Annotated in this window: 17 protein-coding genes and 1 pseudogene; 11 read left to right on the top strand and 7 right to left on the bottom strand. The window is 63.7% G+C overall.

What is annotated here, in order from left to right; translation table 11 throughout:
• The first annotated feature begins 355 nt into the window (after positions 1-355).
• Complete coding sequence (locus tag FAZ69_RS09245) at positions 356-1,423, top strand: purine-nucleoside phosphorylase (RefSeq protein ID WP_136893642.1); 1,068 nt, start codon at positions 356-358, stop codon at positions 1,421-1,423.
• A gap of 290 nt (positions 1,424-1,713) precedes the next feature.
• Here the strand turns inward: FAZ69_RS09245 and FAZ69_RS09240 are convergent, their stop codons facing one another.
• Positions 1,714-2,712, bottom strand: coding sequence for a hypothetical protein (locus FAZ69_RS09240; protein WP_136893641.1), 999 nt, complete (start codon positions 2,710-2,712; stop codon positions 1,714-1,716).
• The gene (locus FAZ69_RS09235; RefSeq protein WP_136893640.1) at positions 2,693-3,673 is read right to left on the bottom strand and encodes a hypothetical protein; all 981 of its coding nucleotides are present in this window, start codon (positions 3,671-3,673) and stop codon (positions 2,693-2,695) included. The genes FAZ69_RS09240 and FAZ69_RS09235 overlap by 20 nt, the downstream gene beginning before the upstream one ends.
• 1,292 nt (positions 3,674-4,965) lie before the next feature.
• Here FAZ69_RS09235 and FAZ69_RS09230 point away from each other — a divergent pair.
• From FAZ69_RS09230 to FAZ69_RS09195, 8 genes are all read left to right on the top strand, one after another.
• The gene (locus tag FAZ69_RS09230) at positions 4,966-8,529 is read left to right on the top strand and encodes a non-ribosomal peptide synthetase (protein ID WP_169708600.1); all 3,564 of its coding nucleotides are present in this window, start codon (positions 4,966-4,968) and stop codon (positions 8,527-8,529) included.
• Between the two features lie 179 nt (positions 8,530-8,708).
• The gene (locus FAZ69_RS09225; RefSeq protein WP_136893638.1) at positions 8,709-9,692 is read left to right on the top strand and encodes an aldo/keto reductase; all 984 of its coding nucleotides are present in this window, start codon (positions 8,709-8,711) and stop codon (positions 9,690-9,692) included.
• 17 nt (positions 9,693-9,709) lie between these two features.
• The gene (locus tag FAZ69_RS09220; RefSeq protein WP_136893637.1) at positions 9,710-10,435 is read left to right on the top strand and encodes a sulfotransferase-like domain-containing protein; all 726 of its coding nucleotides are present in this window, start codon (positions 9,710-9,712) and stop codon (positions 10,433-10,435) included.
• Between the two features lie 50 nt (positions 10,436-10,485).
• Positions 10,486-11,340: a family 3 encapsulin nanocompartment shell protein gene (locus tag FAZ69_RS09215; protein ID WP_136893636.1), complete on the top strand. Its 855-nt coding sequence runs from the start codon at positions 10,486-10,488 to the stop codon at positions 11,338-11,340.
• A 50-nt stretch (positions 11,341-11,390) separates the two neighbouring features.
• The gene (locus FAZ69_RS09210) at positions 11,391-12,593 is read left to right on the top strand and encodes an MFS transporter (protein ID WP_136893635.1); all 1,203 of its coding nucleotides are present in this window, start codon (positions 11,391-11,393) and stop codon (positions 12,591-12,593) included.
• Positions 12,505-13,191: an adenylyl-sulfate kinase gene (gene cysC, locus FAZ69_RS09205; RefSeq protein ID WP_136893634.1), complete on the top strand. Its 687-nt coding sequence runs from the start codon at positions 12,505-12,507 to the stop codon at positions 13,189-13,191. Before FAZ69_RS09210 ends, cysC begins: the two co-directional genes overlap by 89 nt.
• Entirely contained in the window at positions 13,188-14,351 is a 1,164-nt protein-coding gene (locus tag FAZ69_RS09200; protein WP_136893633.1) for an NAD(P)/FAD-dependent oxidoreductase, read from the top strand. The genes cysC and FAZ69_RS09200 overlap by 4 nt, the downstream gene beginning before the upstream one ends.
• 9 nt (positions 14,352-14,360) lie before the next feature.
• Positions 14,361-14,903, top strand: coding sequence for a hypothetical protein (locus FAZ69_RS09195; protein WP_136893684.1), 543 nt, complete (start codon positions 14,361-14,363; stop codon positions 14,901-14,903).
• Positions 14,904-14,950: 47 nt separating this feature from the next.
• On the opposite strand, the gene FAZ69_RS09190 is transcribed toward FAZ69_RS09195, so the two are convergent.
• The 3 genes from FAZ69_RS09190 to FAZ69_RS09175 all read right to left on the bottom strand — a co-directional run bounded on the left by FAZ69_RS09190 (position 14,951) and on the right by FAZ69_RS09175 (position 18,897).
• Positions 14,951-16,831 (bottom strand): F-box protein, encoded by a 1,881-nt coding sequence (locus tag FAZ69_RS09190; protein WP_169708599.1) that lies wholly within the window; start codon positions 16,829-16,831, stop codon positions 14,951-14,953.
• A 337-nt stretch (positions 16,832-17,168) separates the two neighbouring features.
• Positions 17,169-18,407: a Bd3614 family nucleic acid deaminase gene (locus FAZ69_RS09180; RefSeq protein ID WP_136893631.1), complete on the bottom strand. Its 1,239-nt coding sequence runs from the start codon at positions 18,405-18,407 to the stop codon at positions 17,169-17,171.
• 88 nt (positions 18,408-18,495) lie between these two features.
• A complete protein-coding gene (locus FAZ69_RS09175; protein ID WP_136893683.1) occupies positions 18,496-18,897 on the bottom strand; it encodes a hypothetical protein in 402 nt (133 codons plus the stop codon).
• A 469-nt stretch (positions 18,898-19,366) separates the two neighbouring features.
• Here FAZ69_RS09175 and FAZ69_RS09170 point away from each other — a divergent pair.
• Positions 19,367-19,636, top strand: a pseudogene (locus FAZ69_RS09170) (carbohydrate ABC transporter substrate-binding protein); the annotation flags it as partial.
• A complete protein-coding gene (locus FAZ69_RS09165; protein WP_136893630.1) occupies positions 19,633-22,605 on the top strand; it encodes a bifunctional diguanylate cyclase/phosphodiesterase in 2,973 nt (990 codons plus the stop codon). The pseudogene FAZ69_RS09170 and the gene FAZ69_RS09165, both read left to right, overlap by 4 nt.
• 46 nt (positions 22,606-22,651) lie before the next feature.
• Here the strand turns inward: FAZ69_RS09165 and qhpG are convergent, their stop codons facing one another.
• Both qhpG and FAZ69_RS09155 read right to left on the bottom strand, forming a co-directional pair.
• Complete coding sequence (gene qhpG / locus FAZ69_RS09160) at positions 22,652-24,184, bottom strand: flavin-dependent monooxygenase QhpG (protein WP_136893629.1); 1,533 nt, start codon at positions 24,182-24,184, stop codon at positions 22,652-22,654.
• Positions 24,181-24,681 carry a radical SAM protein gene (locus tag FAZ69_RS09155; RefSeq protein ID WP_240702157.1) on the bottom strand — a complete coding sequence of 167 codons (501 nt, stop codon included), beginning with the start codon at positions 24,679-24,681 and terminating at the stop codon, positions 24,181-24,183. Before FAZ69_RS09155 ends, qhpG begins: the two co-directional genes overlap by 4 nt.
• Positions 24,682-24,707 lie beyond the last annotated feature (26 nt).

Here is a 24,707-nt window from a genome sequence, read left to right as displayed (position 1 = left end):
AACATGACAATCTGAAAGCACGACTGTAAAGCAATTGAATGTGCGCGGTTGAATATCAATCACCCGGTGTGCGGCCCAGCGGTTGTTTACATTTAAGAATTTGTGATTACATCCTGCCTTTTGCACAGCGAGACAGGATGGCGCGCACGTCCGTCGCACCTCGCCGCGTCGTCCGCATTGAAATTCGCTGCCGCTTGCCAATACACATTTTTCTTTGCTTATACTCACTGTCGCCTGAATGGCTCACGCCCAGGTCCCACGCTGCACGCCGACAAAAAACACGACGACAGTCGACAACACGGCACGCGATTCACGTTTCGCAACCGCAGTTCTTACATAACAGGTGGGGCCTCTCATGCTAAATCGTGCTTTTGGCGCAGTGATTTCATCGTTGCTCGTGGCCGGCGCAGCCGTTGCACCGGCCATCGCGCATGCCGACGACAGCTTCGCGCAGGACGACGGCGCGTCGCATGGCCGTCCGGTCAAGGTGATGATCGTTTCGATGTTCGGCCCGGAAGGCCAGGTGTGGCTCGATCATCTCGGACCGTGGCAGGACATCACCGTCGCGGGTCTGTCTCCTGACTACCCGGCCGTGCACTGCAATCGGCAGGACGTCTGCGTGATGACGACGGGCATGGGGCACGCGAATGCCGCCGCGTCGATCATGGCGCTGACGTTCTCGCCACGTTTCGACTTGCGTCATACGTACTTCATGGTGGCGGGCATCGCCGGTATCGATCCGCTTCAGGGGACCGTCGGTTCCGCTGCCTGGGCTAACTGGCTCGTCGACTTCGGCATTCAGTGGGAAATCGACGGACGCGAAATTCCACCGGGCTGGAACACCGGCTATCTCGGCATCAACACGACGGGCCCGGCGCAAAAGCCGCCGCTCGACTATCGCACCGAAGTGTTCCAGCTCAATCCGGCGCTTTCGAACGCGGCATTTGCGCTGTCGCGCAACGTGACGCTGACCGACGACGCACAGGCGCAGGCCGCCCGCGCCAAATACAGCTATGCGCCCGCGAACCGTCCGCCGACCGTGATCCAGTGCGACACCCTGGCGGGCGATACCTGGTGGTCGGGCACCGGCCTCGGCGAGCGAGCGCGGCAATGGACGAAGATCCTGACCGACGGCCGTGGCACCTATTGCACGACGCAGCAGGAAGACAACGCCACCTTCGAGGCGCTGACGCGCGCGGCGACCGTGCATCGCGTCGACCTGAACCGTGTCGCGGTGCTGCGCGCCGGCTCGGACTTCGACCGGCCGTACGCGGGCCAATCGAGCGCGGACAATCTGCTCAACTACGCGTCGCAGGGCGGCTTCACGATCGCGATCGACAATCTGTTCCTCGCGGGCAATCCGCTCGTGCAGGACATCGTCACGCATTGGGGCGAGTGGCGCAACGGCGTACCGCAGCGGTAGCGCGTTTGCGGCGTGATAAAGCGTACCGCGTGCCGGTCTGCCCAGCGATCGATCGTGTCCACCGTTGTCGTCAGCTGCCGCATCGCGAGCGGTGGCCACGCATACGCCAACGCAGACCGGCATAACTTTGGTCCAGTTACCACGGCTCAGCGCTGCACTTCCCGCCGCCGTACCCCGCGATCATTTCGCCCTGTTCGAAACCGAATTCGCGAACCGCTCGCCCGTGCTTCCGACAGACAGCCGCGAAATCATCCGGCTCATCCCAATACCGGCACCAGTGGGTGCATTGGTCAGTTCAGTGCCGCGCAAACTTGAGGGTTACGCTGCACGTATGTCTGGACGTCCTTGAACATCTCGTCGCACTCGGGCCTGACGTCCGCCTGCATCTTTCTGACAGGATTGAACTCTCCTTTCAGTCCCCCGCTTGTGCGCAACACGACGGCCGCGTACTCCGCGGCAAACGCTGGGCATGACTTGGTCAGCCTCTGCCAATCGGCCCCAGCCCCCGATCCAACGACATCACTGGTGGCGTCGGGACACTTTGGATTGTGGCTCTTGACGATTTTGCAAGAAAGGTTTCCTTTAAATTCATCGAGCATGCACCCATGCTGGTCCTGGCTGTAGTGTTGGAATAGCTCGTTCAGAACGTGGCTCACCCTTCGTACGCCGTACGAAGTCTGGAAAAGACCTGCTTCGGCGCTGTCGGCGTCATTGAAACACTGGCTGACATCTCGTCCCTCGCAGTAGTTTCCGGAACTCTCCATCATGCCGAGTCCGAGCAGCAGAACATAGCTATGACGGAAAGTATCAAGACCGGTTGAGTCGTTGTTAAGGTGAAGCTGCTTGAATTTCTGGTCGTAGGCTGCCAAGGCATCTGTTTTTGCCTTCGTGGTGTCGACGGCCTGTGAAACCACCGCCACGTCCGGGCGGTCGGGATGACAGAGCGATCGGGCGAAAACAAGAGCCATGCCTTCAATGTATGACTTCGGAGCAAACCCGCGATGATTCTTCCAGTAGATCGCTGCGCAAGATGACTTCGCCGCTGCATTCTTGATGGCGGCAATACCATCTGAACCCGATTCGCTACCCTGGGCATTGGCCGATCTGAAGGGCGCAAGGCCGAGCACCAGGAAAAACGATAGGCCGATTGCCGTGGTTAACAGTCGCATTTTTCCCGCCTTATGTGGGTTGTGGATTCGCCCTACACAACAATCCGTGCTGTTGTACAAAATACGCTCCTTGGAAAGACGAAAAGCGCGGTCGAATCGCTTACTGGTGGGATGGGTCATTTTTTATGTCGCCACTGGCGCTCTTTGCGATTCCCCACGACTGAAGTGCCGTGGCTGAACCAGTCACTTTGAGGCTCTTTATCAGCTTCATTTCGGTGGTATCCAGGCAATCGCTCTTCAACGCCGAAAAATCGTCATGCAATTGATATGCTGCCTGGCTGTAGATAGCCCATAGATAAGCGGTAGCATCGTAAACGTTTAGCCCCAGAGTTTGCAGCTGTGAGCGGAGAACGGAACAATAACCATTGACAACCCCAGGATCCGCGTTGAAATTCAGCTGCGCAACTTTCGATGCCGCATCGTAGGGCGATTTGTTGACCAAATCGTAAAGATAGACAGGTTGAGGCGCAGAGCTGCCTGCAGAAATTGAAATAAGTTGCTTGGTTTGGACTATTCTTGGGTCGGAATATGTCGGGGCATCATCCGATTCCTCACCTAGCAGGGTTGTCGAGTGAGTAACAGTTAGCGTAATTGTGCCAAGCGCGGTTTTAGTTTTGATCTTGCCGTCAACACCAATCTCGTCGGCCTCGACGTTCCACAATGATTTTTGAACTCTGGAAAGCGGGGCAACGTCATCGAAATCCAGTATCGGGCGCACAAGTCCAATGCTTTGGCTAAATGCATTGTTCAAGTCGGTTTCAACGTTTTTGGCGAGTGACGTGGTCGATACCGTGTCAATGGACGTCAGCACTGGTGCAGAGGCTGTCGGAACAAATAACGCCGCTAGTGCAGACGCTTCGTTTAGATATTGCAAAACTTTTTCTTCAGATTTGACGTCGTATTCGAATTTTCCGCTGATTTGCGGGTGCCCCGCCGCAGCCATCATCTGCGGCGTGACAAGAAAAAGTTGTTTGTAAGAGACTTGGCAATTGTTGCCATTTTTGCTTGCAACGTAAATGGGTAATTCAACACTGCTGTTTGGCAAAATGGCTGTCACTGCAATGTTCGTCTGTTTGGCCATGACCAAGTCCGCAACAAACGCCGTCTTGCAAACATTGACAACGTCTTGACTGCTTCCCTCATCCGCTCGCACATAAACCGAAGTGTATATCTGTGTCGATGGAAACGTGCTGGATATGGTGCCGCCATTTGGATCGGGCGAATTGTGCACATTCTGGACGTCAAGCAAATAAGTGCTGCACCCGGAAAGAAGAAATATTAATGTTATATAGGCCGACAACGTATTTACACGCATTTATACCCCCGTTGATTTGTATTCTTCTTACCATATAATCGATATCGCAGTGTTTGTCCATAGGGACTCAACAGATGTCTTAGACCGACCGCAGCGCAAACAATGAGATCGCTTGATCCGAATAACGTCACAATTGCTGGCCGAAAGGTTTCCCTGCCGGGGAGCCGGCCATGCGGGAAGTTCGACCCGGCGTCTGTTGGCGCGATTCGGGAGCCCGCGATGGTTGAAAGTTCAGGCGGAGTCGACCCACGCGGCCCCTTGGCGAGCCTCGCAACTGCCGTCCGGCCATGGGCGTGCCGTGGATACGGGCTATCCGGCGCCGTCCGAGGAGCTGCCGGACGGGGTTGCGAGCCTCAATGGCGCAAAGGTTTTATGCGTTTTGTTTAAAAACCTCATCGATCCCATTGATCGCAAACGCAATGCTGCGCCGCCGCGAGCCGGCTTGCGTATAAGCCGATGGATTTAACCGCTTAGTTACGCCAGAAAATTATTCATCTGAACTATTGCCAAGCTGAAAATGGCATGATTCAATCGCGCCCAGTCCATCTACTTAATCGAACGAAAAGAAGACTTGGTGGTTTGAAGAAACGCGACTCTTGCGTCTTAACGCTCGAGCCGAATCGAGGGCCATAGCATCACCGCGCTGAAAAACCTGAAAAGCAGCATCGCAGTGGAATATTTCAATGCTCCGGCTTGAGTCGGACCGCTGAAAGCATTGGCACGTCTCGCAGTTACGAGGCCACTGGAACTATATAAAGTCCGTGGAGCTCGTCTTAATCGGAAAGCAGTATCGAAGTGGAGAATTTCGATGCTCCGGCTTGGCCAGAGCGTTGAAGGAAATGGCACGTCTCGCGGTAACGAGGCCACTGGTCATATATGGCCGGGTGGAGCTCGTCTTAATCAACAGTTGTGACTCATTGATGTCCGCCAATATAAAAATGGCAAGAATCCACTTGATGTCTGCTGGAAGCGAGGATGTAAATCCATCCTTCGATGCCGGCGAAGCGGCGATTGAATCTCCATTTGCCGTGCAAATGCTCGGTCATTATGCGAGACCGATGCGGCGCATCGAGCCGGGCACGGAACTTCGTTCGCTCGTCCTCATCGCCGCGCTTGCCGCGATCGAGGTGAGCGCCCGGCTCGGCCGATACTTGCCCGTCAGCGTCGGCACCCGCCACTGGCGCGGCGCCGCACACACCGCGATGCATCAGGGCGCGCATTGGACGCATTTCGAGCACGATCGACTAAGCCGCGTTCCCGTGGCCGAGGCGCTTGGGATGCTCGATGCCGCGCGCGCAGCCGAGGCGCCCCGGCGCGCACTGCAAGTCGACCTCATCGACCGGCCCGTCGAGCTGAACGCCGGCCAGGCCGCCGTGCGCATCCTTTTCCGGCTCGGCGAGGACATGCTTTCGGTGATCGCCGTCTGCGCCGAGGACGATCCCTGGGCGCAAGCCTGCGACGCCGTCGCGGAACTCTATGCGGAAATCCTTCACGAGCTGCTGACCGATCCGGCGGCGACGCCCGGGCAGGCGCGCGGTCTCGGTTCGGCGTCGCGGCAGATGGTGCTCGGCTGGCTGGCCGGCGAGGCCCGCGACTACGGCCCGTGGCGCGCGATCCCGCACATGATCGAGGAGAACGCCGAGCGCCATCCCGAGCGTCCCGCTTACCGCTTCGAGGGCCGCTCCCTCAGCTATCGCGAGTTCGACGGTCTCGCCAATGCATTCGCGGCGAAACTGAGCTCACGTGGTGTCGCGAAAGGCGCGATCGTTCCCGTGCTGCTCGCCAACAGCCTCGAGATGCCCGTCGCCTATCACGCGCTCATGAAGCTCGGCGCGGCTTTCGTGCCGCTCGACCGGGCGTGGCCCGCCGAGCGCCTCGTGCAAGCGATCGAGACGCTCGCGAGCGACGTGGTCGTCTGCGCAAACGCCGGCGATCTTCCCGACGCATTCCGCCATTGCGCCCTCCCGCTCGATATCGGCGCGCTCGCGCCGCTGCCGCTGTCGTTGCCATTGCGTCCCGGCGTCGAGATCGGCCCTGACGACGCGATCTACGGCATCTTCACATCGGGCACGACGGGCCGTGCGAAATGCGCACTGAACCTTCACGGCGGCCTCGCGAACCGCTTCCGCTTCATGTCGCGCTACTTCGACCGCAACGCGGGCGAGCGGCGAATCTTGCAGAACAGCCGGCACACGTTCGACTCGTCGGTCTGGCAGCTCTTCTGGCCGCTGACCTCGGGCGCAGAGGTGGTGATTCCGAGGCAAGACGCCTTCCTCGATCTGGAAGCGACCGTCGAGACGATCGCGCGCCATCGCATCACGATGACGGACTTCGTGCCGAGCGTCTTCAACGAAGTCGTCGCGCTGGCCGAACGCGATCCTCGTGCCGCCGCGAAGCTCGCGACGCTCACCGAGCTGATCGTCGGCGGCGAGGAGATCACGCCGCCGATGGTGCACAAGCTTCGCGCGCTCCTCCCGCAATTGCGGATCACGAATGCCTATGGCCCGACCGAAACGTCGATCGGCATGGTGTTCCATCCCGTCGAGGCGGCCGACGGCATGTCGATTCCGATCGGCCGTCCGATCGACAACTGCTATGTCGTCGTCGTCGACGACGAGCTGCGGCCGCTGCCGCCCGGCGCGTGCGGCGAGCTGCTGATCGGCGGTATCTGCGTCGGCGCGGGCTACGTCAAGCAGCCGGAAGTCACGGCGCGCGCCTTCGTCGGCAATCCGTTCCCGGCTATTCCGGGCGCCCTGCTCTACCGCACGGGCGATCTCGGCTACTTCGACAGCCGCGGCAAGCTGCGCTTCGTCGGGCGCAAGGATTTCCAGGTCAAGGTGGGCGGCGTGCGGATCGAGCTCGGCGAGGTCGAGGCGGCAGCCGAGCGCTGCCCGCAGGTCCGCCATGCGAAGGCGCTCGTCGCGACGCATCGCGGGGCAAAGTCGATCGCGCTGTTCGTGACGGGCGAACCGGACCTCGACCGCACCGCGCTCGAGCGCCATTTGCGCGGCTTCCTGCCGCGCGCCAGCCTGCCCCGCCACTATTTCGTGCTCGTCTCGATGCCGCTCTCGGAGAACGGCAAGGTCGACCGCAAGCAGCTTCAGGCGCAGCTCGACGCGCATCTGGCCGAGCAGGAACGGACGGCGCCGTCATCCGGAGAAGGCGTGACCGGGCGCGTCCTGGCGGTATTCCGCAGCCTCATCGCGCGGCCCGACCTCGCGGCCGACGACGATTTCTTCGAGGCCGGCGGCGATTCGCTGCAAGCACTCGCGGCGACGGCGGAGCTCGAACGCCTGTTTCCGGTGCGCTTCAGCGTCCACGACCTGCTCGCTCACGCGAGCGCGGCGAGGGCCGGTGCGCGAATCGAACACCTGCTGGCCGGCGGCGAGACCGGCGAATCCGAGGAAGAGACGCTGGAGCGCGACGCCCGCTATGCCGGAACCGCACGCGCCGAGCTGTTCGGGACGGCGCACGGACATCTGCGCTCGCTGCCCGCGGCCTCGCATGAAGCCGCGGCGCCCGCGAGCGTGCTCCTGACCGGCGGCACCGGCTTCGTCGGCAGCTACCTCGCGAAGGCGCTGCTCGAACGCCGCGACGATCTTCAGGTCTTCGTGCTGACGCGCGCCGAAGGCGACGCGCAGCACGCCCTCGTCGACCTGTTCAAGCGCAAGCGTCTTTGGGACGACCGCTACGCGGGCCGCCTGCACGCCGTCAAGGGCGATCTCGCCACGCCGGGGCTCGGCCTCGATGCGGCCGGCCGCGACGCGCTCGCCGCGCGATGCGACGCGATTCTCCATTGCGGGGCGCTCGTCAATTTCGTCTACGACTATCGCGCCCATCGCGCGTCGAATGTGCTCGCGACACAGGAGTTGCTGCGTCTCTCGCTCACGGGACGCATGAAGCCGCTCTTCTTCATTTCGACGCTCGGCGCGCTCGAGGCGCAGGCGCTGCGCCACACCGCTTTGCTCGACGAAGCGTTCGATCCCGAGTTCGCCGAGCGCCCGAAGTCGGGCTACAGCCGCTCGAAGTGGGCCGCCGAACGGATGCTGCTCGAAGCGCGCCGCGAGGGAGCGCCCGTCACGATATTCCGGCTCGGCGAGGTGATGCCCTCCGCCGCCGAAGGCATCCCGAACGCGCGGGCGCTCACGCATTTCCTGCTGACGGCGTTTGCGCTGCTGAAGGCGCGGCCTGCCGTGGCGATGTATTCGGATTGGTCGCCCGTCGACTATGTGGCAAACCGCGTCGTCTCGGCGATCTTCGATCCCGCCGCGTGGAACGGGGCCTATCACGTCTTCCATGCGCAAAGCGTCTCTTTCGCGGGTGCGCTCGAACATGCGGGCCATGCGCTCGACACGCTCACCTGCACGCAATGGCTCGCCGCGCTCGAAGCGCGCATCGCGCAAGGCGGCCCGCGCGAGCTCGGCTATCTGCGCCGGCTGCTGCCGCGCGCGGACAGCGGCGAGGCCGCGCTCGCCGAGGCGTTCTCGAACGCGCTGACGAACAATCCGAGTCTCTTTTCCCGAAGCGCTTGCGAGGCGCTCGAACGAACTCACGGGCTCGCGGAAGCCGACCTCTCCGAGGCGATCGCCGCGTATGGCCGCCATCTCGCGCAATTTTGCTGAGATGAAACTCCCCCCACGCTCACTTCGTTCGCTGTCGACCGGAGTTGGCGCTTTAGCGCTTACTCCGGTCCCATGCAGCGCTCCCCCCGAGGGGGCGTCTCAGTACGCTTGGGGCGGCCCGGCGCGCACTGAGACATCGTTTGCATTCGTAGACCAAGGACCACAAACAAGGAGCATGCATGCAATACCGGAGAATGGGACGCCTGGGATGGCAGGTCAGCGAGATCGGCTACGGCATGTGGGGCATCGCTGGCGGCCCCGGCAATTTCACGGGCGCCGACTATGAGACGGCGCCGGACTGCCTGAACGCGGCCGTCGAGGCCGGCTGCAATTTCTTCGATACGGCATGGGTCTATGGCCGCGGCATCAGCGAGCGCATGCTCGGCGAGCTGCTGCGCGCGCATCCGGACAAGCGCCTTTATGTGGCGACGAAGATTCCGCCGAAGAACCGCGAATGGCCGCCGCGGCCCGGCGACACGCTCGAGGACGTGTTTCCCGCGGCCCACATTCGCGAATACACCGAGCGCAGTCTCGAGAACCTCGGGCTCGCGACGATCGACTTGATGCAGTTCCATGTCTGGGAAGACCGCTGGGCCGAGGACGAAACGTGGCAGCGCGCGATGAGCGACTTGCGCGCCGAGGGGCTCATCGGAGGCATCGGGATCAGCGTGAACCGCTGGGAGCCGGCGAACTGCCTGAAGGCAATCGAGACGGGCCTCATCGACGTCATCCAGGTCATCTACAACGTCTTCGACCAGGCGCCTGAAGACGTGCTCTTTCGCGTCGCGCGGGAGAAGGACATCGGCATCATCGCCCGCGTGCCGTTCGACGAAGGCGGCCTGACCGGCACGCTGACGAAAGCGGCCACCTTCCCGCCCGAGGACTGGCGCAGCACCTATTTCGGCCCGGAGAACCTCGGGCCGACCGTCGAGCGCGCCGATGCGGCGAAGCGCATCGTGCCCGCGGGCTCGACCTTGCCCGAGCTCGCCCTGCGCTTCATCCTCCACCACCCGGCCGTGTCGACGGTGATCCCGGGCATGCGCAAGCTTGCCAACGTCCACGCGAACATGGCCGTGAGCGACGGGCCGCCCTTGCCGCCCGAGCTGCTCGCCGAACTGCGCAAGCATCGCTGGGACCGCACGCCGACCGCCTGGTCGCAATGAGCATCCGGAGGCCGAACATGAACAAGATCATCGCAATGTGGGCGCATCAGCGCGCGATGTCGACGGCATTTCTGCGGATGATGATCGAGCGCGGCGACGTGACGGTCATTCACGAGCCGCTCGTCACGCTCATCGACGAGGGGCGCGTGAGCGTGCCGGACGGCAGCGGCGGCCTGCTGGAAGTCGATTCGGAGGCGGCGCTGTTCGGGCAGATGCGCGAGCTGGCGCGCACGCGCACCGTGTTCTTCAAGGACACCGTCGAGCATCGCTACGAGTACCTCTTCGCGCATCCCGAGGAGATCGCCGATTTCGAGCACACGTTCATCGTCCGCGAGCCGCATCGGACGATCAGCTCGCTCTATCACATGAAGCCGACCATCACCTGCAAGGAGGTCGGCTACGAGCATCTGTTCGAGATCTTCGAACTCGTGCGCGGGCTCAAGCCGAAGCTGCCGGCCGTGATCGACGCCGAGCGGCTCGTCGCCGATCCTCGCGCCGTCGTCGCCCGCTGGTGCGGCGAAGTGGACCTGCCGTTCGTCGAGCGCGCGCTCGCCTGGGCGCCCGAGGACCGTCCCGAATGGCGGCGCACGCAGGCGTGGCACACCGGCGTCGCGCAGAGCTCGGGCTTCTTTGCGCCGAGCCGGGACTACGAGGTGACGGCCGACAACCACCCGCTGCTCAAGCAGTACTTCGAGCACCACCAGCCCTTTTACGAAAAGCTGATCCGTCACGCGATCCGCTGATTTCCGTTCCGTTTTTTGAACGCTTGTTTTCCGCTTAGCGAGGCCACTTCATGTCAGGCAAACCCATCGCCGCCGATACCGTCGACCAGCTCTCCTCGGGCGAAGTGTTCGCTCGTGCATTCCTCGAGCACGGCCCGAACACCGAAGTCCATTTCGACTACACGATCACGGAAGCCTTCAAGCCGACCCAGGACCGGCCGCGCCTGATGGTGAGCCAGCTCTTCAAGAAACGGCGCATCGAGGAGCCGACGAGCCGCTTCTGGTCGGAGAGCCGGCCGTCGAAGGACCAGGCGTCCGGCATTTTCGAAGGCGCGCTGCGCCAGGAAGCGACGTTCCGCTTCGGCACGAGCGAGGCGTCCGTGCGGCCCATTACCGCCTGGGTGCAGATTCCCGAAGCGCTTTTCAAGGACGAACGCGCGCTCGCCGAGTTCATCGACTATCGCCTGCTCGTGCGCCTCGCCACGGCCGAAAACCAGGCGCTGACGCTCGGGCCTCACGGGCTGTTGAATTGTCCCGGCGTGACCGAGCTCAAGTACTCGGGCGGCTACGTCGACGGCGTGATGGCCGCGTGCAACGAGATCGAGCAGAACGGCGCGACCGCGCACGCGATGATCGTGAACCCCGTCGACTACTACCACCTGATGATGGGCAAAGGCACCCTGCTCGCCGATCTCAAGGGCAACGGCACGCTGATCGTGCGCACGCGGATGGTCGCGCCCGGCTGCGCGCTCGTCGGCGATTTCGCCGTGGCCGCGCGCCTGCTGCACTGGGGCAGATCGGTGATCCGCGTCGGCACACCGCCTGAGGGCACCTTCGCGTCGGACGGGCTGGCCGTCTGCGCGGAGATCTACGAAGGGCTGGCCGTGCATCTGCCGACGCACTTCTTCCACGCCATTCCGGGCTGAGCAGCGGACGGCGGATCGGGATCGACGACGCAACGAAAGCGGAGGCATCGATGGATAGAAGCGCGGCAGGGACATCGGAAGCGGGCGTGGCTCAGGCCACGGGTAGCGGGCTGCGGTTTTATCGGCCGTACCTGCCGCTTTTTCTCGGTCTCTTTTTCTGCCATTTCGGCATTGGCGCGACGCTCTCGGTCCTGCCCTTCTATGTGCGGGGCAGGATCGGCGGCGGCGATGTCGACGTGGGCACGGTCATCGCCGCGATCGCCGTGGCCGTCGTGCTGACGCGGCCCGTGGCCGGACGCCTCTCCGACCGCATCGGACACAAGGTGCTGATGCTCGCGGGCGCTCTGCTCTGCGCGCTCGCGGGCGCCGCCTACGCGCTCGCCGCGAGCGTGCCGGCGCTGATCGCGGTGCGTGCGCTGCACGGCATCGGCGAGGGCGCCGTGTTCACCGCGGGCGCGACGTGGCTCGTCGCCCTCGCCCCGGCCGAGCGCCGCGGCAAGATCGTCGGCCTCTATGGCGTGAGCATGTGGACCGGCGTGACGCTCGGCGCGCTGGCCGGCGCCACGCTTCTGAAGGCGCTCGATTTCGGCCCGGTCTGGGCGATCTGCACCGTCGTGCCGCTCGTCGGCACGCTGTTCATCGCATCGAAGGCGGCGCCGGCGCACGCGGCCCCGGCGAAGAAGAGCGCGCTCTTTCCCGCGGCGGCCATCGCACCCGGCATCGCGCTCGCGCTCGCGTCGATGGGGTACGCCGCGCTCGCCTCGTTCGTCTCGCTCCACATGGCGAAGAAAGGCATCGACAACGGCATCCTGGCGTTCAACGTGTTCGGCTTCGCGTATGTCGGCTCGCGGCTCTTTCTCGGCCATTGGCCCGACAAGCTCGGCCCCTATCGCGTCGCGTTCGGCTCGGCGCTCGTCGAAGCGCTCGGGCTTGCGCTCGTCGGCATGGCGCCGAACCTCGCCGTGGCGGTGATGGGCGGATTAGGGGTGGGGCTGGGATTGTCGCTGCTCTACCCGTCGCTCGCGCTCGCCGTGATCCGCGCCACCGATCCGTCGCACCACGGCGCCGCGCTCGGCATGTTCACGTCGTTCTGGGACCTCGGCGTGGCCGCGGGCGGCATCGCCGCGGGCTTCGTGGCGAGCCGGCTCGGCTACCCGATGATCTATGCGGCCATGCTCGCTTCGGCGCTTGCGTCGGCCGGCCTCGTGCTTGCGCTCGGCCCTCGAAGCGCAAGCCACAACAAGAGGATTTGACATGAGCGAAAACCATCTCGTCTGGCACGAACTGATAATCGACAAGGCCGCGCGCGCCGAGCAGAAAAACCAGCGGCCCTGTGCGCTCTGGTTCACGGGGCTCTCGGGCGCGGGCAAATCGACGATCGCGAATCTCGTCGATGAGCGCCTGTTCGCGCACGGGCGCCACAGCTTCGTGCTCGACGGCGACAACGTGCGCCACCGGCTCAACCGCGATCTCGGTTTTTCGGATGCCGACCGCGCCGAAAACATCCGGCGCGCCGGCGAAGTCGCGTCGCTCATGGTCGAGGCGGGTCTCATCGTGCTCGTCACCTTCATCTCGCCGTTCCGCGAGCAGCGGCTCGCCGCGCGGCGCCTCTTCGGCGAGGGCGAATTCGTCGAGATTCATGTCGATACGCCGCTCGCCGTCGCCGAGGCCCGCGATCCGAAGGGGCTCTACCGCAAGGCGCGCAGCGGCAGGCTCAAGCAGTTCACCGGCATCGATTCGCCCTACGAGGCGCCCGAGCAGCCGGAGATGCGCATCGATACGACGCGATCGACAGCCGAGGAAGCGGCCGACGAGATCGTTGCCTATCTGTTCCGCGAAGGATTGATTTGAACGTCGACGTCGTTGTCGTGGGCGGCGGCATTGCCGGCGCCGCGTGCGCATACTTCCTCGCGCAGCGCGGAAGCGTCGCCCTGCTCGAAGGCGAGGACGCCTTCGGCTATCACGCCACGGGGCGTTCGGCCGCGCTGTTCTCCGAATACTTCGGCAGCCGTCCCGTGCGCTTGCTGACGGCGGCGAGCCGCGCTTTTTTCGAAGCGCCGCCGGGCGGGTTCGCCGACGCGCCGCTGTTGTCGCCGCGCGGCGTCGTGGCGCTCGCGACCGAATCCGACGTGCAGACGGGCCGCTTCGATGCCGCGCTCGCGGCCGGGCGCGATGCGCGGATCGCGGCGTTCGAGATCACGCTCGACGACGCTCGCGCCATGTGTCCGATACTCGCGCCTCACGGCTATGCGCGGGCGCTCGCCCGGCCCGCGGTCGCGGATATCGATGTCGACGCGCTCCACCAGGGCTTCCTGCGCGGCGTGCGCGCGCGAGGCGGCAGCACGATGCGGGGGGAAGCCGTGACGGCGATCCGGCGCGAGGCCGGCGTCTGGCATGTCGTGACGGCGGGCGGCCATGCGTTCGCCACCGGCCGCCTCGTCAATGCGGCGGGGGCATGGGCCGACGACGTGGCGGCGCTGGCCGGCGCCGCGCCGATCGGGCTCATGCCGAAGCGCCGCACCGCCGTGCTCGTCGATGCCGCCGGCGATGCGCACTGGCGCGCCGCGCTGCCGACGTGGCCGATGGTGACGAACGTCGCCGACACCTTTTACTTCAAGCCGGAAAGCGGCAAGCTGATGGTGAGCCCGTCGGACGAGACGCCTGCTCCGCCTTGCGACGCGCAGCCGGAGGAGCTGGATGTGGCGATTGCCGTCGCCCGGCTCGAGGCGGTCACGACGTTGCGGGTCGCGCGCGTGACGCACAAATGGGCGGGGCTGCGCAGCGTGGTGGCCGACGAGCTTCCCGTGCTGGGAGAAGCGCCCGATGCGCCCGGATTCTTCTGGGCCGCGGCGCTGGGCGGCTTCGGCATCCAGACGGCGCCGGCCGTGGGCCGGGCCGTCGCCGCACTGGTCGCGGGCGGCGCGCTGCCGGACGATGTGGACGAAACGGCGCTGTCGCCGGCGCACGTCACGAAATACGCAAGTCACGATGACGACCAAGGAGGAATCTGAACGATGGAGATGAAACGCCTGATCCGCTGCGGCGCATGGGCCTTGATGATGTCGACGGCAAGCCACGCGGCGTTCGCCGACGGCACACGATCGAATCGCGGCAACGATCCGTTCTTTCAGATCTCGAAGGCGATCGCGGACTGCCCGGAGCCGCTCGGGCCGCTCGAGAACGAGCAGGAATGGAACGACGAGGCCCATTACCGGATCGAGCGCGGCAACAGCTGCTGGATCGAGGGGCGTTGCCGCCTGTCGAACGGCTATCTCTACGACAAGGAGATCAAGGAGGCCGTCGATCGGCGGCTGGCGAACATCAACTACGCGACGCACTGGCGCGATAACACCACGATCTGGCTCATGCTGCAGCGGCGGTTCATCTATGTGCAGGGATGCGTCGCGCCGGATTTCGACAAGCAGAAGTTCCTCTCCGAGCTCGCCAAGACGGCCGATGTCGAGCGGGTCATCGACGATACGACGACGGATCCGAAGGCATCCACGCTTCCGTACAAAACGCTGGCGGAGCCGGAGAAGCTGCCGGTGGGGGCGGGGAATTAGGCGCGGAAGCCCCTCGATACGCTGGTCGCAAGGAAGGAGCGGAGTTCCTAAGCGACAGAGCCCCCGGTAACCTCTGCTGATCCAGGAGTCCCAGTATTTATGTTCCGCCGGACGGTCATCCCCTCCCACAACGCGGCCAGCGCGGTCGCCTTCGGCTGTGCAGCCGTGATGCCGGTAGCCGCGTCAACGACGCATTTGCGCTGGGCATCGTTCAGGTCCGCCATACCGGCACCCAGTCCAGCCAGTGCCCGCCCCTTGGCAGATTCATTCTGGATACCGATGACCGCGTCAACGACGCGTTTGCGCTGCGCATCGTTCAGGTGCGCCATCCCGGCACCCAACCCGGCCAGCGCCTCTGCCTTGTACGATTCCTCGTTGATGCCGACGGCCGCGTCAACAACGCTGTCGCGCTGGTCCTTGCTCAGGTGGGCGATCCGGGCACCCAGTGTGCCCAGTGTCAGCCCCTTGGCGAATTCGTCCTGCATGGCGATGACCGCCTTGACGACGCGGTTGCTCTGGCCCTCGCTCAGGTGCGCCATCCCGGCAACCAGTCCGCGCAGTGTCCGCCCCTTGGCGGATTCATTCTCGATGCCGATGGCCGCGTCAACGACGCGGTCGCATTGGTCCTCGCCCAGGAGCGCCATTCCGGCAACCAGCCTGTCCAGTGCCATCGACTTGAACATTTCATCCGTAATGCTCTCCATGGCGCCGATGGCTGCCCCGATGACGCCGTCGTGCCGGCCCTCGCCCAGGTTCGCCATTCCGGCAGCCACCCCGACCAGTGCCCACACCTTCGACCCCGCATCCCTGATGCCGGTAGCCGCGTCAACGACGCATTTGCGCTGGGCATCGTTCAGGTCCGCCATCCGGGCACCCAGTCCGGCCAGTGCCGCCCCCTTGACGGATTCATCCTCGATGCCGATGGCCGCGCCAATGACACGGTTGCGCTGGCCCTCGTTCAGGTGGGCCATCCCGGCACCCAGTCCGGCCAGTGCCAGCCCCTTGGTAAATTTATCCTCGATGGCGATGACCGCGCCAATGACGCGGTTGCTCTGGTCCTCGCTCAGGTGGGCCATCTCGGCGCCCAGTCTGCCCAGTGCCATCCCCTTGGCGGATTCATCCTGGACGGCGATGACCGCGTTGACGACGCGGTTGCGCTGGCCCTCGCTCAGGTACGCCATCCCGGCAACCAGTCCAGCCATTGCATACCCCTTGTGATCTTCGCCCCGGATACCGATGACCGCGTCAACGACGCCATTGCGCTGGTCCTCGCTCAGGTGCGCCATCCGGTAACCCAGTCCGCCCAGTGCCCGCCCCTTGGCGGATTCATCCTGGATGGCGATGGCCGCCTTGACGACGCGGTTGCGCTGGGGCTCGCTCAGGTGCGCCATCCCGGCACCCAGCCTGAGCAGTGCATAGCTCTTATCCGTTTCATCCTGGATGCCGATGGTCGCGTCGACGAACCGTTCGCGATTGCGCGGCGACAAAATTGGCAACAGCTTCTCGGGGAGATCGCCCTGATATCCGCTTTGCAGCACTTGTTGAGTCAACGTGTGGATCGCGTTCGCGATTCCGGGCATGACGTCCAAGGGCAAAAAGACATCCCCCTTGATGGCATCCCGCCATGCGCGAGACGTCTGCGACAAGGCAGCCAAAGTGCGCGGGTCCAGGTGGAGCACATGATTGGTAACCTCCCGTTTCGTCTCCAGCGGCAACGGCGCCGTCACGTCAGGAGCGGCACGTTGCTCGCTCGACGGACCTTGTGACTTCCGCCGACTCAGCCCCGCGAGTGCGCCTGAGGCCTGCGCGGAGCGATCCGGGTTCCGGCCGGAAGCGCCGCTCGCCGGCGCCGACCGCGGCGGCGCATCGCCATGAGCCGCCGTATCCGTGCTTACCGTCGGAAAGCTAGACGAAATCGTTCGGCTCATGTTTATCTCCCGCATAACGTGAATTGCAAGCAAGCATGCGCCAATCTTTCCATGTGCGAACGGCTCGAACGAATTCCCGGCCTGTTTTGCGAATGCAGAAACGCGTGGTTGCGGTGCAATTCCGATGCGTCGGTCTGTTAGGCCTGAGCTTTTGACGGCCACGAGCCAATGAGTAAGACTCGCCAGGTGTCGGCTGAGGGTGGTAGCCCAGATCAGCGAGCCGCCTGAGCAGGCGCCGGATGGTTTTGCTGGAGTCGAGCCGGCTGAAGTAGTCGGTGCCGGGGCCCGTATAGCCGACACCGCCGGAGAGCATGTGCCACACCTCGCAAGCAAGCCCTCAGCTCGACTGCGCCTCCAGCCCCTTCAAGTAATAGCCATACAGCGTCTTGGCAAACGGGCTGATTGCACACAGCAAATCCATGGCTTGCATCCACAGATCGCTTTCCCATCGGTGCGGCGGAATATTTGCGCCGATCCTGAAGAACTCTTCGAGCGCATCGCCCATCAGCCCGCGCGCGGCTTCGGTCGCCAGGCTGCCGGTAGTGGATTGCCGGCCCTGGATGCGCAGCAGCGCAGGCCCGGTTGTTTCGCCCGCACGCATGACGTTGCTGCAGTTGTTCACGCGTCGATCCAGCGCGCTGTTGGTGATGTTGCGGTCGTCCTGGCCGTAAATGACGGTGCAGTCCGGCGCTGCGCTCACGATGGTGCCGGCGCACATATAGCAAGGCTTCAAGGTGGTATAGATGCGCGTGCCGGCAGGCAGCGGTCCGCCGTTGGTGCGCTGGTGGGTCAGGATCGCCATCGTTTCGCCGTGCAGGCTGGCCCCGACAGCGTTCAGGTTTAGCCCCCAGCCGAAGATCTTGCCGGTGCCGTCGATCATGACGCAGCCGATGTTGTGGCCGCCGAACTCCTCGGCCTGCGTGCTGTGCTCAGCGTCCTTGATGGCGCCCTCAGACCATGACACCCGCACAATCGCATACGCCAGCGCCATCAAGATTGCGTCGCTCAGCGGGGTGGGGCGATAGCCCGGCGGCGCGCCGGTAAGGTCAGGCACCTCGACCACCGTGGGCGGTGTGTATTCACGCGCCAGCCGGCCGCGCATATCGCTGACTTCGGTCGAGACCATGGGCGGATGCAGCAATTTGCCATCCAGCCGATTGGTGCGCAGCCAGCTATTGGCCATCACCACGCGGTTACTCTCGCTGGCGGTCACCCAAGGGCGGGCGTCTTCCGAATACGCCACCACGCCGGCCGTCCACGCGAATGAAGCGACGGTTGCTTTGTGGATTTGCGAGGTGGTTGCCCAGAACAGTCCGCCAGTCACCGAATTCATCTGGAACATGCCCCGATCCAGTTCCCCCGGCACATAGCTCAGGCAAATCAAACCGGTGCGCCCGCAATTGCCATTGCGCAGCAAATTCACCAGCGCCGTGCGGATCTGGTAGCCGTCTGTCGCGGTACTGATCCCGCCTGCTTTCACGCCGGTGGGTTCGATATAGACCGCGACTGGCTTGCCCGTCAGATCGGCGAGCGAATGCGCGAAGTACAGGCCTTTTTCATGCAAGGACAGGGGCATGGCGGATCCTGGATAGTGTTATGCGAACGTCAAAGCAGGCGTACTTCCGTCGGGTCGGCCAGGACGGCTCGGACCGCCAACCGACGAGCTAACCGAAAACCCGCGCCCAAACCGCACGAATGCGCCGCGCGCGGTCTTCGAAGAGATAGGAGGCGGCCAGCGCGAATAGACCTGAAACGATACCCGTCACGATGTGTTCGACAGCTGGGATGCGGTAGTGTCCCGTGTGCGAAAAAGCGTCACCTAACGCCGTCAAGCAGCCGACGACCAGCGCATTGCCAAATCGATGCGCGTAGAGTTTCGCCGCCGGCGTAAAAGTCAAAAGTACGGCCAGGATTCCAGTAAGCAGCCCCGTCTGGATTGCAATCGCCCAGTGGGCAAGGCTCATTACATTGGCCCAACTCCCCGGCATGCAAGTCATGCATGCGCTGGTAGGCTGCCAGAGACGCCGGGCAAATAGCCTGACACGGCTCTTCCAATCGATTGTCATGATGTGTTTCCGATCGATGCCACCGCCGCTGATGACAGCATGACGCCACCCCACGCGTCGTCGAGGCTGTCTCCAGGTCCATTCTTCTATCTCTTCGCCAGTTGGAATCAGCGTGGCCAGCGTTGTCATGGAACGGAGGCCCTGCGTGCCGTCGAGCCCAAATAGCAACGTAGCCGTGCCCGAATACTACACCGCGATTGGACCACCGTCGTTTCGACAAGAGCCGGAATTCGGCCACCGCGCTCATCGGCGCAGCCGTGTCCTCGCGACGCTCGCCACCGGCGCATTCGCGCAGTCCGGGGGCGCGGTCGAGTGCGGATCTCGGCGCCCTCTTTCCCATGCTGCCGGAAGCGGGCGCGATCGCCTGATGGCGCCCGCAACCCGCCTCGTAAAAACCCCCGCCCCCCGATAACTAAAGGATTCATGCCCACTGCCGATATGCAGATTCCGGTCCACTGCGTTCAATCGCCCGATTCTGCAGCGAAAGCGCCACAACATCTCGCCGTTCCGGCAAGATGCGGGAACGGCCGTCAGCGACCCGGAAATCGTCGACTACACGAAGGCGGTCAGCCGCTATTCGGTAACCGCCAGCCCGTACTATTCGGCGCTGCCTTCGAACACGCTCGAGTTGCTGCATGGATTGATGCAAGACGTGCTGCTCAAGAAAGTGACGCCCAGGGAGGCGGCGAAGCAGCTCGATGAATCGGTCAAGAACGAAGCGAAGATGCACTACAAATGAATTCAATTCCAAGGTTGCTGCGACACGCTTTCGACTACCTCTCACAGGACCTGCTTCGCCGCGTCGAGATTCGCTACCGGCTGATTGCCGCTTTCATTCTGCTGGCTCTGCTGCCGATCTTCATTTCGGGGTGCATCGCGTATGTGAAGTCGGTCGCGGCGATCAAGGAGAACGCTGAGATATTCTCGAAGGAGGTGGTCAAGCAGGTATCGAGAAACATCGAGTTGCGCATGCAGCAGATCGAGACGGAAAGCAGCCTGCTGGTGCTTTCCGATCGGGTTCAAGGCGCGCTTGCCAAGGCCGCGAGCGGTAGCGCCAAGGAACAGAGCGAGGCGCGCCTGGACATGGCGCGCCTGCTCCTCGAGCATTTCGGATCGGTCGATTACATCGACCAGAAATATCTGCTCGACAAGAACAACCGGATTCTGGACACGCAAGCATTCGCGCAATTGCCCCGGGGCGTGACGAGCCTCGTCGGGCGGGCTCAGGACCGGCATGAACGCACTTACTGGGGCAGTTACGGCAACGGCGTCGGACAACAAAACCTCGGGATGGTGCGCGCCATCGTCGACAAGAACAGCAACGAGCAGCTCGGCAATCTGGTTCTGATCGTTCGCCCGGAGTATTTCTCGACGATATTCAACGACGTTGCCACGGGCAGCGGCACGCAAATCTACATTCTCGATGCGAGCGGCAACAAGGTGATCATCCGGGCCGACGACGCATCGGCCAACACCGGCGCGATGCCCGAACCCGGCCTCATCGAAAGCATCGCGCACAACGCGGCATCGGGCGAGGCGCGAAGCTTCGCCGCGTTCGCAGGAAAGAGCGGAGAACGTTACCTGGCCGCCTACGCGAGAATCCCCGGCACGACCTGGATCGTGGTCAGCACCATTGCCGAGAAAAAACTGACGGTCGAGGCGCAGGCGGTACGAAACCAGATCGTGCTGGTCGGCATCTCGGGGCTCCTGCTGTCGATCTTCCTTGCCTACTTCATCTCGCACAGCATTTCCGCGCCTCTCAGGGAGCTGGCGCGCAAGGTGCACGATACCGGCGACGATGCAGGCGCCCAGGTGGACGACGGGGCGCCGGCGGGAACCGTGGCCGGCGCACAGGACGAATTGGGCAGGCTCGCGCAGCGCTTCGAAAGAATGCGCGAGGCGATCAGGCAGAAGATCCAGAAGATCAGCGAGATCAACGCCTCGCTCGAGCAAGCCGTCACCGAACGAATGGCGGAACTCGCCGCGCGGGAGCGGGAGTCGCGCACGCTGATCGAGAACTCGCCCGATACCATTGCGCGCTACGACCGCGAGTCTCGCCGCATTTACGCCAATCCCGCGTTCTGCGCCTTGGCGAAATGCAGCCTCGCCGAAGCGCTCGGCAAGCGGCCCTCGGAGCTCCCAGGCGGCCCCAACGCGCTCATCTACGAAAAGATCATCAGCGACGTTGTTTCAAGCGGAAAAAGCGCGCAATTCGAGCTGAGATGGGCCGGCAAGGACGGGAAGGAGCAATGCTCGCACATCCGCATCACGCCGGAGGTCGATCGTTCCGGCAATGTGACTTCCGTGTTGGCGGTGGGCCGCGATCTCTCCGACCGGATGGCGTTCGAGGCAACCATCTGGAAACAGGCCAATTTCGACGCCCTGACGGGCCTGCCGAATCGCCAGATGTTCCATGACCGTCTCGTTCAGGAGGCCGGGAAGCCGGGCCGCCCCGGGCAGCGCATGGCCTTGATGCTGATCGACCTCGACTGCTTCAAGGAGGTCAACGACACCCTGGGGCACGACATGGGGGATATTCTGCTGATCGAGGCCAGCAAGCGCATCAGTTCGTGCGTGCGCCAATCGGATACGGTCGCCCGTCTTGGCGGCGATGAGTTCACCGTCATTTTGCCCAATCTCGACGACACCGAAAGCATTGAACGGATCGCGAAGACCATCAACGGCAAGTTGGCCGAGCCGTTCCGGCTCGGCGCGGACGAGGCCTTCATTTCCGCCAGCGTCGGCGTCACGTTCTACCCCGACGACGCCAGCGATCTCGACGTGCTGTTCAAGAACGCCGATCAAGCGATGTATGCGGCCAAGAACGCCGGGCGCAATCGCTTCAGCTACTTTACGCCCGATATGCAGGTGGAGGCCGAAAGGCGCCTGCGGCTCACCAGCGATTTGCGCATCGCCCTGCCCGGCAAGCAGTTTCAGGTCTGTTACCAGCCCATCGTCGACCTCGCGACGGGCCAGATTTGCAAAGCCGAGGCGCTGATCCGCTGGCTGCACCCCGAGCGCGGCACGATCAGCCCGCTCGATTTCATTTCCCTGGCCGAAGACACGGGCCTCATCGTTCCCATCGGCGACTGGGTATTCAGGCAAGCCGTGCAACAGGCCCGGCAATGGCGCGGCCAATTCCATCCGTCTTTCCAGATCAGCGTCAACATGTCTCCGGTCCAGGTTCGTCAAGACAGCCTGCTGTGCGCGCGATGGTCCGACTACCTCGCGCGCGAAGGGATGCCGGGGCAAAGCGTTGCGGTGGAAATCACGGAAGGGCTGCTATTGCAGGCCGAATCGAAGATCGACGAGAAGCTGCTGACCTTCCGCCGCGCGGGCATCGGGATCTCGATAGACGACTTCGGGACCGGTTACTCGTCGCTCGCCTATCTCAAGCGCTTCGACATCGACTACCTGAAGATCGATCGTTCATTCGTCCAGAACCTGAGCGTCGACGAAGACAACCAGGCGCTTTGCGAGGCGATGGTCGTGCTCGCGCACAAACTGGGGCTCAAAGTCATTGCCGAGGGTGTGGAAACCGCCGAGCAACGGGATTTTCTCAAGGCTGTCGGTTGCGATTTTGCTCAGGGCTTTTTGTATTCGATGCCGGTTCCGCCGGATGAGTTCGAACTGCTGGCGTGGCCGCGGCTCGCAGAACGGGCCGCCGATGCTCAGGGGTCGATGGCAGTGAGTTCGAACGCTCAGTAGCCGATGCTCCGCTCGACGCTGCGGAAACGCCGCGCCGGCACGAATCCTATGAGGTTGGACAGGTATTCGCGCCGAAGACGGCGGGCTCGACCACTCGCTTGCTCCACAGCCATTCCAGAAGCTGTCGCGCCTTGGCCGCTTCCATCGATCTGCAGAGAAACGCGATCAGCTCGAGAGGATGCGTCGCCCTTGTCAACATGTCGAGGAGCGGAAAAAGCGCCACGCCATTCCAAAACGCGACGGGATGATCGAGACTCGGATGCTGCAAGGCGGGGTGAGCGGTGACACGGTCGCCGGTCGCGCAGGGCATCACGACAATGCCGGTAGCGCGAGCGAACCGGATCGGACTGTGCAAGGGCAACGGAGGCACAGGCTCGTTCGGCAGCGGCCGAATCGATGACGCATGCGCCAATTCGGCTCTCAGCGCGCGCGTCATGATGTCCACGCGTGCCGCGGCATCGTCGCCGAGTGAGGACATCGCAGCCGTACCGGGCGTCAATGCCGGCGTCGAACGCCGGCGCCAGAAAGGCGATTCGGCACACCATGCCTGGCCGTAGTACCCGGCGCTCCATGCGAAGTGACGCGCAGCGCTTTCGACCAGACGCGATTCGTAAAAGCGCTGCGCCAATTCCCGCTCCGAGGCATCGCTCGCCCGGCACCACGTGTTGATCGCGATTGCAGCCTGGAGCGAGAAGCGCATCGCCTTCTCGACGCCGGAAGACGAGATCGGGTCGAGCGCGAATGCCGCGTCCCCGAGCTTGATGCGTCCGTCCTGCCAGGAGAGCGTGTCGACATAGGGCGTCGATACGCACATGCGAGGCGGGCCGCACCAGGGCAAACCAGCCATGCTCTGAAACAAGGCGCTCCGCGCGCAGGCGTTGCGCAAAACGGACTCCGGTTCGCGCTCGGGCGCGTCATCGCGCGTGGATGGATCGAACGTGAACATGACCCGGTAACGGCCGCCCGGCAACGCGGCGCCCCACATCCATCCGTCACCGAGCGCCTCCACGCGAGTGGCGAAATCGGCGTGCGGAGCCAGCGGTTCCATCGCGGTTTCGGCCCACACCGTGGACAGCCGAGGCGCATGCAAGCGTTGCGGCTCGCGCCGGCTCTGCCGGCCCCGGGCGTCGAGCAGCACATGCGCCTCTGCGTTGCGCAAGCCGTCGGGCGTGACGATTTGCACACGCCAGGCACCGGGCGTTCCGTCGACTTGCGTGAGGCTCGCAGGCCGCAGCACTTCCACGCCGCGCGCCAGGACCAAACGCAGAAGAGCCGCATCGAACGCGGCACGCTCCACGACGGCGCCATCGTGCGCAACCGTCTCGACCGCTTCGCTCGCCCAGCGCACGCGCGCGGGCTTGCCTGCAAGGATGGGAACGGACTCGAGCGCCTCGTTCGCGTCGAGGTAATCGATGATATTCCGGACGCCCGGCGTCAGGGCCTCCCCGATCTGCGGACGAGGCCATCGCTGGCTTCGTTCGACTAGCAGCACATGATGCCCGAGCTGGTTCAAGCGAAGCGCCGCGCACAGACCGGCAGGGCCGGCGCCGATCACGAGCATGTCGAACGCGCGAGTCACGCGACTCCCGTGCCGTTCGACGGCGTGTCTGGCGGCCCGGCAAACCAGGCGGGTGCATAACGCGCGAGCCTTCCGTGCGCGCCGATCACATAGTGCAGCCAGCCGCGGATGTAGTCGCAGGCGCTGCGTCCACGCGCAAGGACCTCGTGGTGACAAGCCGCCAGCTCGCCATCGGCGGATACGCCGAAATATCCCGCACCCGCGCCGCACGGATACGGCCGATGCGTGCCGCGCTGAATTTCGCGCAGTGCGTTCTGCATGTTCGAGAAAGGGTAGCGCTCGCCGCGCATGACCTTTTGCTCGAACGCGAGCCCGCAGGCAATCATCCCTTGCAGCATGTCCGCCATGTCGCCGGGTCCCATTTCCGCGCGGCCGTTCGAAGCGCGCAGCAGCGGCGAAAATCCGACGCTATGGAACCCCATGCCGATGAAGGTATCGAGCGTGCTCGGCAAGTCGAGATTGAACGGCGTGACCGTGACGCGGGCCGAGACCTGCATGCGCCGCTGCTTCGCAACGGAGCGAT

The organism is Trinickia terrae, from assembly GCF_005144415.1.
Classification (GTDB): Bacteria; Pseudomonadota; Gammaproteobacteria; order Burkholderiales; family Burkholderiaceae; genus Trinickia_A; species Trinickia_A terrae.
This window is presented reverse-complemented; position numbering and strand designations above follow the sequence as displayed.

Excerpts from the sequence above, each read along its gene's own strand:
- FAZ69_RS09155 (WP_240702157.1), bottom strand. The coding sequence starts at position 24,681 with ATGCAGGTCTCGGCCCGCGTCACGGTCACGCCGTTCAATCTCGACTTG.
- cysC (WP_136893634.1), top strand. The coding sequence starts at position 12,505 with ATGCGGCCATGCTCGCTTCGGCGCTTGCGTCGGCCGGCCTCGTGCTTG.
- FAZ69_RS09210 (WP_136893635.1), top strand. The coding sequence starts at position 11,391 with ATGGATAGAAGCGCGGCAGGGACATCGGAAGCGGGCGTGGCTCAGGCC.
- FAZ69_RS09175 (WP_136893683.1), bottom strand. The coding sequence starts at position 18,897 with ATGACAATCGATTGGAAGAGCCGTGTCAGGCTATTTGCCCGGCGTCTC.
- FAZ69_RS09220 (WP_136893637.1), top strand. The coding sequence starts at position 9,710 with ATGAACAAGATCATCGCAATGTGGGCGCATCAGCGCGCGATGTCGACG.
- FAZ69_RS09180 (WP_136893631.1), bottom strand. The coding sequence starts at position 18,407 with ATGCCCCTGTCCTTGCATGAAAAAGGCCTGTACTTCGCGCATTCGCTC.
- FAZ69_RS09190 (WP_169708599.1), bottom strand. The coding sequence starts at position 16,831 with ATGAGCCGAACGATTTCGTCTAGCTTTCCGACGGTAAGCACGGATACG.
- FAZ69_RS09240 (WP_136893641.1), bottom strand. The coding sequence starts at position 2,712 with ATGACCCATCCCACCAGTAAGCGATTCGACCGCGCTTTTCGTCTTTCC.
- FAZ69_RS09165 (WP_136893630.1), top strand. The coding sequence starts at position 19,633 with ATGAATTCAATTCCAAGGTTGCTGCGACACGCTTTCGACTACCTCTCA.
- FAZ69_RS09235 (WP_136893640.1), bottom strand. The coding sequence starts at position 3,673 with ATGGCCAAACAGACGAACATTGCAGTGACAGCCATTTTGCCAAACAGC.
- FAZ69_RS09225 (WP_136893638.1), top strand. The coding sequence starts at position 8,709 with ATGCAATACCGGAGAATGGGACGCCTGGGATGGCAGGTCAGCGAGATC.
- FAZ69_RS09195 (WP_136893684.1), top strand. The coding sequence starts at position 14,361 with ATGAAACGCCTGATCCGCTGCGGCGCATGGGCCTTGATGATGTCGACG.
- FAZ69_RS09215 (WP_136893636.1), top strand. The coding sequence starts at position 10,486 with ATGTCAGGCAAACCCATCGCCGCCGATACCGTCGACCAGCTCTCCTCG.
- FAZ69_RS09230 (WP_169708600.1), top strand. The coding sequence starts at position 4,966 with ATGCGGCGCATCGAGCCGGGCACGGAACTTCGTTCGCTCGTCCTCATC.
- FAZ69_RS09245 (WP_136893642.1), top strand. The coding sequence starts at position 356 with ATGCTAAATCGTGCTTTTGGCGCAGTGATTTCATCGTTGCTCGTGGCC.